The organism is Streptomyces sp. NPDC002573 (assembly GCF_042889625.1).
Taxonomy (GTDB): Bacteria; Actinomycetota; Actinomycetes; order Streptomycetales; family Streptomycetaceae; genus Streptomyces; species Streptomyces gibsoniae.
On record NZ_JBIARC010000145.1, the window covers coordinates 1 to 10,160 of the forward strand.

Sequence of the window (10,160 nt, forward strand, 5' to 3'; positions counted from 1 at the left end):
CTCCGCTTCATCGTGCTGGACGGTCTGGCCAGGCCGACCGTGCTGGAGGGCCCGGACCCGGCGGTGCTGCTGGCCGCGTACGGCGAAGTGGGCCACCAGCGCTGGCAACTCGCCAACGTGAGCGAATTCGCCCTGGCCGGATCCATTGACGGAATGAATGTGTGAGTTTACCGCTCTCAGCGGATCGTGGTCTTGAACCGGTGGCAGGCACGGTCGCGACTCCACTGGGCGAACCGCCGGCTGACGCCGAAATAGGTGACCTGCTCGCACCCACCGGGCTTCGACTCGTCGAACGGGTCCAGCAGGATGTTCGGCTGCCCCCTCTGCCGGAGTACGTGTCGCCTGCGAGCGCCCGGCCCGAGCACGGGCGCTTCGACTCAGACCCGGACGAGGTCGCCGACCTGGATGCTCCGGACTTCGTCGACAAGGTCAACGCGGGCTGGCGCCGCATGGCCACGGAGCACGGGCTCCTCAACGGCAAGCGCGAGTTTCTCCTCGCAGTCGGCCGCGCACGCCTCGGGGAAGATCCAGACGATGAGCCCTGCGAGGTGTGGTTCCGGGTCCAACTACTCGATGATTGGGACCTGGTGGGGAGTGAGGTGGACTTGTTGCGGAGCGGCTTCGCGACCCTCTTCACAAACCACGGTGTGGGGTGACGGCACGCTCAGCACCATCGTTATCCGCCCGTAGCTGTCGCACTCTGAGAAAGCCACTCCCGCTCTGGTCTGCTCGTCTCTACCGTGGTAGCGGGAGAGGAGCGATGGATGGGCTCGCTGTTCGAGGAGTTGGAAGCCCGCGAGGCGGCTGCCAGACGCGGGTGGAGGAGCTCGAAGCCGAACTCGCGGAGGTGTCCGGGCGGCTGAAGGCGGCCTGGGAGGGGCTGGAGCGGCTGTGGATCGCCCGGGAGACGGTCGCCGAAGTGCTGGCGGAGATGACCTCGGAGAAACCGGGGGTCGCGGTCGATAATCGGTCGGTCGAGGGTGAGCCGGTCGCGTCGGCGTATGCGGGGGCCGCGCGGCAGGTCGTCGGGGTGCTGACGGTGCCGAACTGGCAGCCTGGGATGGGGGCGGAGGTCCTGCCGCGGGTGTATCGGGACATCGTGGAGGTGGTGGCGGACGCGCCGGGGCCGGTCCGCGCCAAGCAGATCGTGCCGAGGATCGGGCTGCCCGCCGAGGCTGGGAAGATCGAGGGCACGCGGTCGAAGCTGAAGGAACCAGGCCACCAGCGGTGGCTGGCCACCGTGTTCGGGTTGGTCCGGGTCACCCGGGTCGCCCACCGAGGCCCCGGCGCCTGCAACGTCCACCCCGCCGACGCCGTACTCTCGCTGCCAGCGGGCCGGCACGCGAACGGCTTACGGCGGCTCGCGGTCACCGAAGCCGTCCGTGGCTCGTTCGACCAGGCCCACCAAGCCGTTGAGCGCCGCTGCGGGAACGTGCTCGGCAAACGCAGGCTGGAAGAGCTCGTGGTCGCCGCCGCGGTCGACGTCAACGGCTTCTACCAGGCCAGGATCCCGGTCCCGTGCAGCCGCGAGATGCCGCTGGTGGTCCAAGTGGATGGCAAGGGCGTGGTCATGCGCCCCGAGGCCCTGCGCGAAGCCACCAGACGAGCCGCCGAGAAGGCCGCGATCGGCCACCGCGGCCGACTCGCCCCCGGCGAGAAGGCGAATCGCAAGCGGATGGCAACCGTGGCCTGCGTCTTCGACACCCGGCCGGCGCCGAGACGCCCGCACGACGTGATCCAGCCGCCCGGCGGCCGCAGCGGCGAACGCCCCGCCGCCCGGGGCCGAAGGCCGAGAACAAGTGGTGCACCGCCTCTCTGGTCCGCTCGCCCGAGCAGGTCATCACCGACGCCTTCGACCAGGCCGAGGCCCGCGACTCGCAGCACCTGCGACCGTGGGCCGTCCTGGTGGACGGCGCCCGCCACCAGCTCGACCTGATCACAGCGGAGGCCTCCCGACGCGGCATCACGGTCCACATCCTGCTGAACTTCGTGCACGTCGCCGAGTATGCCTGGGCCGCCGCCCACGCCTTCCACAAACCCGGCACCACCGAGGCCGAAGCCTGGGCGGCCGACCATCTGACCGCGGTCCTGGCAGGCCACGCCGCCCGGGTCGCCGCCGAGATGACCGCCCAGGCGGAGCGGGAACACCTGTCGGCCTCCCGGCGCGAGGCGGTTGACGCCTGCGACCGCTACCTGACCGGACACCTGGACCAACTCCGCTACGACGTTGCCCTGGCCAACGGCTGGCCGACAGCAACCGGCGCGGTCGAGGGCGCCTGCCGCCACCTGATCGCAGACCGACTCGACATCACCGGCGCCCGCTGGGGCCTACCCGGAGCAGAAGCCGTCCTCCGGCTGCGTGCTGTCGTCTCCAACGGCGACCTCGAACCCTACTGGCGCTTCCACACCCGCCATGAGCACGAGCGCATCTACCCCGGCTCCGCCCCGCAGCAGTTCGCCCTCACGGCTTGATCAACGTCGTCCCTCGAAACGAGCCGCACCCAACCACGGTTGACCGATATGGAAGCGCTCTTCGACGGCATCCGCGCCCCCCCGACGCGTCACCCCAGCCGGATAGGGCGGCTGTACGGCAGCGCTCAGCAGCGGGGCCGGGTAAGGGGTAACCCGCCCGGCCCCGCTGCCGCTGTGCCCGCCCTCCACGGGCGCATGCCGGTGGGCGATGAGCAGGACCGCGTTGTCGGTGGCGGCTGCGAGGCTGATCGGCATGAATGGCGATGAGCAGCTGCTGCGTGGCCGGGTCTATGGCGCCGACCACGAGGACCCCGGCCCGGTACCGGGTCAGCGCTACGTCGAACTGGTGGGCGGGCCGCTGGACGGCTTGCTGCTCGACATTACCGGCTGGGCGCAGGACGAGATCGACACCGGTGTCGCCCTCCAGACCGAGCTTGGGCAGTTCGGCGCCGGCGGCCGGGCAATGTACGACCCGCGCCCCGGCGACCCGCGCCGCTTCGACTGGACCGGTGACATCCCGTGAAGGCCGCGGTCGGCACGGTGGTGAGCTTGTCCCAGCCGAGCTTATCTCGGGTGCAGATTGAGCGTCAGGCATGTCAGGCAAGCAGCCGCGGGAGTCCGTGCCTTACAAGTATCCGAGGGATGTTCAGGCATGTTCGGGACGTCCATGAAGCCGGCGGCCTCTCCGGGCCTTGTACGGAACCGAATACAGTTCGGCGACCTCGGTTCGGCCGAACCGAGGTCGCAAATCGGGCAGGAGATGCGCCGCAGCGAGGAGGCGACGGTGCCTCCATACGTCTGCCTGCGGCGCGATGCCCGCACCGGCCAGCACTCGGTGAAGAGGGACCGCGTAAGGGCCGATAGGGTGGTCCGTCGAACACCAATCGGGGGATCGGGATTTCATGGACACTCGGCCGTCTCTGATAGGAGCGGTGGCCACTACGCGCGCTCTGGGAACCATCGCGCTGCTGGTGGGGCTGGTGACCTCCCTGACCACCCTGATGGGCGGCACAGCGGGACTTGGGGGACCGGTGCTCGCTGTACTGCTCTTTGGCGCGCCGTTCGCCTGGGTCGCCGTAGCGCGCCGTGCCTGGTACCGGAACCGGCTGGAGGCGGCCACCCCGGCGCCCCAGGTTTCCCCGGTGATCGCGCGTGAGAACACCTTCAAGGCGGTCTCCCAGCCGCTGACCGTGCCGGTGGTAATCGGTCTCGGGCTCGGCCTGCTCATCGCGTCGACCACGGGCGTCCCGGCGGGCCTTGCTCTGGCGGGAGCGGGCAGTGGGCTGCTCTGGCAGGCGCAGTGGCTCGCCCGTGAGGAACGCAAGCGGGGCATCTGGCTGCTGTGCCCACACGCGCCACTGCGGCCCGCGACCGACGACCCCTCGCTCGCCCTCTACCGGCAGGTGCCCTTCTACATCGCGCCCGCCCAGCCGGCCGACACACGCTCCTGACAGCCCGTCGCTTGGGACACCGCCCGATTCCAGGACACATGACTTGCTTGCCTGCACCCTCCGCAGCGCGCTGACCTGCGAAGGCAAGCACTTAACCCTAGATAACCTCGGCGGACCGATCGCACCCAACACCCCGGGTGCTCGCCCTGGCGCACGACGTTGCCCGGCTCCAGTCGGCGTCGACACCAGGGGCGGCCGCTAGGAACGGGCGCTCACAGGCCTTTACTGCCCCGACTTGCGTGGAGTGGCGGGCTGCGCTGCGATGGAATGGATTGCCGTACGGCTCTGGATGACTCGCGAGCTTTCCGTCTCAGCTCAGTCTGCAAGGTCAAAAGGGCGGCAGTCATGCCCCTCGGGTCGATCAGAGGAGCGTCCCGTGAGTAAGAACAGAAACCGCGCCTGGCGTGCGATGGGAGTCGTCACCTCGCTGGCCACGGCCGCCGCGATCGGCTTCATCGCCCCAGCTCAGGCTGGGTCCACTGCTCAACTAAACGCGTATGTCAGCGACGGCTGGGGCGGCGGAACCATCACCAGCAGCCCCGCCGGGATCAACTGCCACACGGTGGCGTGGGACCCGTATGCCGGCGACCCGTCGCCGTCGCCGACCGGTACCTGCACCGCGAGCTTCCCGGTCGGGACGACGGTCCACTTCACCGCCACAGCTGATCCGGGTTCTTACGTCAACATCCCCCCCGACCCGAATCCCGTGACGGTACGGGACGGTTACAACTACACGGGGGTTGTGTTCTGCCCGAACGACGGCCTCTGCTCCGCAGGCTAGTGCTGCGCCAGGCAGCGATTGCCCCATCACCTGGTGAGCCAGGTGATGGGGCAATCGCTGCCTGGCCCCGGGGCCTACCGGGTGCTCATGGATGGCGAGCAGAAACCGGCACCGATACCGCCACGAGGTCGGGGAGTGGCTGCGCGTTAGGGCGTGGCGCTGTGCGGCGTAGTGCCGCTGCCAGTCCGCCGGTCACCCCGTGTTTCAGAGCTCATCGATCGTCTCCAGCGCGGCCTTACACTCCGGGTGATCGCGTCCAGAGCGCCCGGACGGCGCAGGTTGGACAATCACTGCTCCACCGGCCTATCCAGCGCCGTCGCCGAACGCGGCGCGCACAGCGTCCAGTGCGGTGATCACCATGAGCTTCTCTGGTTCGGGCACTGCTGAGAAGCCGGCACGTGCGTAGACCTCGTGCGCGTCCAGCGTGGAAAGCATCAGCCGCTTCAGTCGGTAGGGCGCCAGCGCTGCGACGACCGACTCCGCCAGCCAGGTTCCTATGCCCCGGCCACGTGCCTCGCGTGCGACGTAGACATCGCAGAGCCAGCCGAAGGTGGCGTAGTCCGTGACGACTCTGGCGAAGGCAAGTTGCTGGGCGGTGTCCGGGGTGTAGACACCGAAGACGAGCGAGTGCTCAATCGAGCGCGCCACGGTCTCTCGGATCCGACCCAGGGCCCAGAAGGCGTCGGTGGAAAGCCAGCGATGCACGCGGTCGAGATCGATGCGGGCGGGGTCGGTGTCGAGGGTGAGGCCGTCGGCCCTGGTGGTGATCACGGCATCCGATCGTACGGACCAGCCCCGGAGTTTGGGCCCGCACTCCAAGGGTCCCCGATTCAGGTCTGTGGCCAGCGGTTTTTGTTGACCGGGCTGTACACGGGCAGTGTCGGCTTCACCGTCGAAGTGCTCGGCCAGGCCCCGCCGCTGGATCCGGACTGGGAGGATGTCGTGGAGGTGTCCTTCCGCCCCGTCTCGGGCAGCAGGGGGTGTGAAACTGGCGACCTCGCGTAATCGGCAACCGCGTATTCCTCAATGAGTGAGGGTCTGTGGTCACCGTGTGTGGCCGCCGGGGGCTTGGCGGTCAGGCCACTGGCCGGTGCCGGTCACTGGTTGCCTGGCGGAGTGCGGCCTGGAGGCGGTCCCGGACCGCGGTCTGGGCGGCGATGCGTTCGGTGAGGACCGCCAGCCGCTCCGCTGCGACCCGGATGCCCTTGCCGGACGGCGGCGCGGTAGTCACGTCTCCGTCCAGGCACGGCAGGAAGACCCGCACGTCGTCCAGGGTGAGCCCGGCGACCAAGAGGTAGCGGATGTTGCGGACCCGTACCACTGCCCGCTCGTCGTAAACACGGTAACCATTGGGGGCCCGCTCCGAGGAGATCAACCCCGCCTGCTCGTAGTGCCGCAGCGCACGGGCCGTCGCCCCGGTCGCCTTGGCCAGCTCACCGATCTGCACCCGCTCCACCCTCCCGGGTGCAACTCCTATCACGCCACGACCGCCCCGCCGTCGACGGGGAGCACGACACCGGTGACGAACGACGCGGCTGGCGCCGCAAGTTGGGTGATTGCCCAGGCCACCTCCTCCGGTCGGCCGATCCGGCCCAGCGGGGTGTGTGCCAGCTGCCACTCCCGTACTGCGGCCATTCGTTCCGATGTCAGCCCCTGGTGCTCGCCGATCGGCGTGTCGATCGCGCCGGGCGCGACCGCCGCCACCCGGACTCCGCGGGGCGCCAGCTCGACTGCCCAACTGCGGGTCAGCAGCTCCAGCGCGGTCTTGGTCGCCGCGTAGACAGAGCTGCCCGGCCAGCCCCGCTGCCCCACGGACGTACTCACGTTGACGATCACTCCACCGGACGCCTCCAGGGACGGCAGCGCGGCCTGGGCCAGCAGGATGGGTGCGACCAGGTTGGTGGCAATCTGCGGCTTGATCATCTCTGGCGTGAGCGTGCCGAGGGCACCGCTGTGCACGATGCCGGCATTGTTGACCAGCACGTCCAACCGGCCGTGCCTGTCCAGCGCGGTCCGGACGATCAGGTCGGGCCCGCCGTCGGCGGTGACGTCGGCAGCCAGCGGGGTGATTCGGTCGTGCCCGGCGGCGGTCTCGTCGAGTGGTTCGGCCCGTCGGCCGACGGCGAGGACGTGGGCGCCCTCGGCGGCGAAGGCGCGGGCTGTGGCCCGGCCGATCCCGGTGCCGGCCCCGGTGACGGCGACGATCCTGCTGATCTGAGGTGCGGTGCTGCTGTTCATACGGCCATCGTTCAACCCTGCCGCCAGCGGTAAGGTCAACCGGCTCTGGTGGGCTGTTGATCAGCGGGTGTGGTCGCCGGGTGCGTAGTGTCGCCAGGTTCCTCCTGCCTCGGCTGCGAGCTGAGCCGTGGTGTCGTCGTGGTAACCGAGCATGCGGGCGACCACAGGTGCAGGGGCCTGGAGGACGAGGTGGCGGATCGCCGCGGCGCGTCCGCGCTGGGTGGGGAAGCCCAGGTGGCGGAGGCGGATTTCGAGGGTGTCCGGGGTCATGGGCTGTCCGGCCCGTCGGCCTGGGAAGTGAGGCGCCCTGCGTTTCTCGGACAGGGATCTGACTGTCATTTCACGCAACGAGCCGAAGTCGCTGATGTTCGGCGTGGACTTCCTGCGGCGGGCGGTAACCCACCGCCGAATGCAGACGTTTGCGATTGTACCAGAATTCGATGTACCGCCGAATGTCCTGCCGGGCAACTTCACGCGTGAGGTAACTCACCCGAGAGACACGTTCGTTCTTAAGGGCACCGAAGAAGGACTCGGCCATGGCATTGTCGAATCAGATCCCGGTGCGCCCGACCGATTGCCTAAGTCCGAGGCCCCTGAACTCGTACTTGCTGGCTTCCGGGGATCCCTTGCGAAGTACGCTGCGGCTTTTTTCAGGAAGGCGTTCTCCATCTCGAGTTCACGAACCCGGCGTTCCGCCTCCTTCAGCCGGGCCCATCATCGAGCGTCAGCGGCGCATCGGCCGGCGGCTCATTCTGCTTCTCGTGCTTCTTCACCCAGCCGCGGAGGGTTTCCGGATTGAGGCCCAGTTCCCGGGCCGTCTCCGAGATGGTCTTGCTGGACCGAAGCGCGATCTGGACCGCTTCCTCTTTGAACTCCGGCGAGTACTTGCTGGGTGGTGCCATGTCTTGCCTCTCGTTTCCTTACACGGGGATCCTATTGGGTCCCTGTCCGGAAACCTCGAGGCACCTCAGACCAGGCCGCAATGATGAGCACTGACCAGTCCAGGCTCTTGGAGCCGCTGAGGCTCCGCGAGATATCCGACGCAGCGATAGCGATGATCGACGAGCAAGGGACGGTGGTCGCGTGGACGCGAGCCGCTCAGCACGTTGTTGGGTACTGCGCTGGGGATGTGGTGGGCCGGTCCGTCACACTCGTGCTGCCGTTCTCCGAGGAGGCGCTGGGGGTATCAGCGTTCGCCGAGCAGTGCCGTGCCCAAGGAGGCTGGTCCGGCACCGCGGCGGTTCGCCACTGCGACGGCCGTACGCTCAACCTGAGCCTGCGCCTCGTGCTGCTGCGGGGACCGGACGTAACCCATCGGTGGCTGGTATCCCTGACCGACATAGGCGCGTTCTCCTCGGGGACGGTGAACGGATCGGTACGGGAGTCGCTGCTTACCCGCGCGCCGGTCGGCATCGCCATTCGTGACCCGGAGCTGCGCTGCACCTGGGTGAACGACGCGATGGAGCGCTATGACGGCATTTCCCGTGACCGGAGGTTCGGACGCCGCCTGAAGGATTCATTGCCCGGCTTCGAGGCCGAGGCCCTTGAAGCGGTGATGCGGCAGGTGCTGGCGAGCGGCACTTCCGCGGTCCACGAGTACCGGGTGTGGCCGCCGGAAGATCCGCGCCGGGAGCACGCATTCTCGGCCTCGTTCTTCTGCCTCCAGGACGTGGACGGCCAGGCACTGGGGGTGTGCAGCATAAGCGTGGATGTCACCAGCAACCAGCGGGCGCGCGAGCGGCTTGCCATCCTCAGCCAGGCCAGCACGCGCATCGGCAGCACCCTGGACATCATGCGGACCGCACAGGAACTGGCCAGCCTCGCCGTGCCCCTGTTGGCCGACTACGTCGCCGTCGACCTGGCAGAGGCGGTTCCATTCGGCAAAGAGCCCTCTGCCCGAACCGACACAATGCACGATCGTCCCCCTGTGTTCCGTCGTGCCGGTTTGGCCTCGATCCACCCAGGGATCCCAGAGTCGCCGTTTGCGCGAGGGGTGAATCGCCCCGGGTTATGCGGCCATCGATTACGTGCAGACCTTCGTGAGGTCTCCCGAAGTCGACGTACTGCGCTAGCCGCTGACGGTCTGAGACTGACCAACGAACGTGAGAAGGGTCGTAGCCGCGACGGCGGGCCCAGGCGACAGTCGAGCATCCGACGCATGAGGCGGGCGCGCGAGGCCGTCGTAGAGCGTGCAGCTCTCCGCGGTTGTGCGGCTTGCCGGGCTTGTTCAGCAAGGTGGCGGCCTCATCCGTGGCAACGTGCTCGACGACAGACGTCCAGCGCTCGTACGGCTTCTGAGACCGCGTCATACCAATCTCCCACTAGCGCCCACACGCGGTTATGAGTCAGCCGGTCGCGCGCCCACCGACCCGGGATCCCATCACCGAGGAAGAGCGCATGACAGCGGCCGTGAAACCGCTAATAAAGCAGCTGGCCATCTCCTGGCAGGCCAGCGGACCTTGACCGAGGCGGTTCCGGTCCGCGAGAGCCCCAGGATCCGCTGGTAATCCGCCCACAGTGACGACCAGGCCAGCCCCGCACGCCACATCGACACCACCTGGCGCGGGGAGGGCGGGGCGCGCTGACGTGCGTGACGTCGGGCAGCCCCGCAACAGGGCGGGACTGGGCCGAGAGTTCCTGCCCGGCCCCGCTGTGCGTCCGTACGCCGCTACGCCCACCGCATCCCGATCGCGGACAGCTGCTCCACACGCTCCGGCGACAACGTCGCGGCCCTGCTCCGCTGATCCCGATCCACGCCCCGAGCCGGAGCTCCCGCTCCTCCTGGTCCTCGCCCACGATCCGCTCAAGGTGCTCCCTGTGCTCGGGGAGGCGCTGCGGGCTTCCGCGTGCTCGTTCGTGCTCACGCCTGCAACGCTACGTACCCAGTGGCACCGGAGTATGGTCCATTTCTATGACAGTTTCCCAGACCAATTCTGCGGAATGGCCCTGCCTGGCTGTTCGACGCGAAGAGGTCTGGTCTCCGGCAGGGACGGCCTGGCACTTGAGGCTCGACAGCCCCAGCGCCTCGAATCTCCGCAGGAACGCTCCTGAACCGGGACATCACCTCATTACGTGATGACTTTTAGGGCAGCACCTTGCACAGTGCGTCTAGGGCGTGTATCGAAAGTGGATCTTGAGGTGGGATGATCTTGCTTCGTGGCACGTGGAGATCTGACGGATGCACAGTGGGCCCGCTTGGAGCCGCTGTTGCCCAGGGG

Annotated in this window: 11 protein-coding genes and 1 pseudogene; 6 read left to right on the forward strand and 6 right to left on the reverse strand. The window is 68.3% G+C overall.

What is annotated here, in order from left to right; all coding sequences use genetic code 11:
• The first annotated feature begins 200 nt into the window (after positions 1-200).
• The 5 genes and pseudogenes from ACFYX0_RS45295 to ACFYX0_RS45315 all read left to right on the forward strand — a co-directional run bounded on the left by ACFYX0_RS45295 (position 201) and on the right by ACFYX0_RS45315 (position 4,704).
• A complete protein-coding gene (locus tag ACFYX0_RS45295; RefSeq protein WP_388981011.1) occupies positions 201-656 on the forward strand; it encodes a hypothetical protein in 456 nt (151 codons plus the stop codon).
• Between the two features lie 530 nt (positions 657-1,186).
• Positions 1,187-2,472, forward strand: a pseudogene (locus ACFYX0_RS45300) (ISKra4 family transposase); the annotation flags it as partial.
• A gap of 253 nt (positions 2,473-2,725) precedes the next feature.
• Positions 2,726-2,995, forward strand: coding sequence for a hypothetical protein (locus ACFYX0_RS45305; protein ID WP_388981035.1), 270 nt, complete (start codon positions 2,726-2,728; stop codon positions 2,993-2,995).
• Positions 2,996-3,404: 409 nt separating this feature from the next.
• Entirely contained in the window at positions 3,405-3,923 is a 519-nt protein-coding gene (locus ACFYX0_RS45310; RefSeq protein ID WP_388981014.1) for a hypothetical protein, read from the forward strand.
• 376 nt (positions 3,924-4,299) lie between these two features.
• Complete coding sequence (locus tag ACFYX0_RS45315; protein ID WP_355923851.1) at positions 4,300-4,704, forward strand: hypothetical protein; 405 nt, start codon at positions 4,300-4,302, stop codon at positions 4,702-4,704.
• 303 nt (positions 4,705-5,007) lie between these two features.
• Here ACFYX0_RS45315 and ACFYX0_RS45320 read toward each other — a convergent pair whose 3' ends face one another.
• The 6 genes from ACFYX0_RS45320 to ACFYX0_RS45345 form a co-directional block, all read right to left on the reverse strand.
• Positions 5,008-5,475: a GNAT family N-acetyltransferase gene (locus ACFYX0_RS45320; protein WP_388981017.1), complete on the reverse strand. Its 468-nt coding sequence runs from the start codon at positions 5,473-5,475 to the stop codon at positions 5,008-5,010.
• 304 nt (positions 5,476-5,779) lie between these two features.
• Positions 5,780-6,151: a MerR family transcriptional regulator gene (locus ACFYX0_RS45325; protein WP_388981020.1), complete on the reverse strand. Its 372-nt coding sequence runs from the start codon at positions 6,149-6,151 to the stop codon at positions 5,780-5,782.
• 29 nt (positions 6,152-6,180) lie between these two features.
• Positions 6,181-6,942: an SDR family NAD(P)-dependent oxidoreductase gene (locus tag ACFYX0_RS45330; protein ID WP_388981023.1), complete on the reverse strand. Its 762-nt coding sequence runs from the start codon at positions 6,940-6,942 to the stop codon at positions 6,181-6,183.
• 60 nt (positions 6,943-7,002) lie between these two features.
• Positions 7,003-7,212 (reverse strand): hypothetical protein, encoded by a 210-nt coding sequence (locus tag ACFYX0_RS45335; protein ID WP_388981026.1) that lies wholly within the window; start codon positions 7,210-7,212, stop codon positions 7,003-7,005.
• A 70-nt stretch (positions 7,213-7,282) separates the two neighbouring features.
• Positions 7,283-7,480: an IS3 family transposase gene (locus tag ACFYX0_RS45340; protein WP_388981029.1), complete on the reverse strand. Its 198-nt coding sequence runs from the start codon at positions 7,478-7,480 to the stop codon at positions 7,283-7,285.
• A gap of 163 nt (positions 7,481-7,643) precedes the next feature.
• Positions 7,644-7,844 (reverse strand): transposase, encoded by a 201-nt coding sequence (locus tag ACFYX0_RS45345; protein ID WP_388981032.1) that lies wholly within the window; start codon positions 7,842-7,844, stop codon positions 7,644-7,646.
• Between the two features lie 83 nt (positions 7,845-7,927).
• Here ACFYX0_RS45345 and ACFYX0_RS45350 point away from each other — a divergent pair, with 83 nt between their 5' ends.
• Positions 7,928-9,286 (forward strand): PAS domain-containing protein, encoded by a 1,359-nt coding sequence (locus ACFYX0_RS45350; protein WP_388981038.1) that lies wholly within the window; start codon positions 7,928-7,930, stop codon positions 9,284-9,286.
• Positions 9,287-10,160 lie beyond the last annotated feature (874 nt).

What these genes read in the sequence shown, in the direction of transcription:
- ACFYX0_RS45305 (WP_388981035.1), top strand. Translation starts at nt 2,726, where the DNA reads ATGAATGGCGATGAGCAGCTGCTGCGTGGCCGGGTCTATGGCGCCGAC.
- ACFYX0_RS45330 (WP_388981023.1), bottom strand. Translation starts at nt 6,942, where the DNA reads ATGAACAGCAGCACCGCACCTCAGATCAGCAGGATCGTCGCCGTCACC.
- ACFYX0_RS45335 (WP_388981026.1), bottom strand. Translation starts at nt 7,212, where the DNA reads ATGACCCCGGACACCCTCGAAATCCGCCTCCGCCACCTGGGCTTCCCC.
- ACFYX0_RS45340 (WP_388981029.1), bottom strand. Translation starts at nt 7,480, where the DNA reads ATGGCCGAGTCCTTCTTCGGTGCCCTTAAGAACGAACGTGTCTCTCGG.
- ACFYX0_RS45345 (WP_388981032.1), bottom strand. Translation starts at nt 7,844, where the DNA reads ATGGCACCACCCAGCAAGTACTCGCCGGAGTTCAAAGAGGAAGCGGTC.
- ACFYX0_RS45350 (WP_388981038.1), top strand. Translation starts at nt 7,928, where the DNA reads ATGAGCACTGACCAGTCCAGGCTCTTGGAGCCGCTGAGGCTCCGCGAG.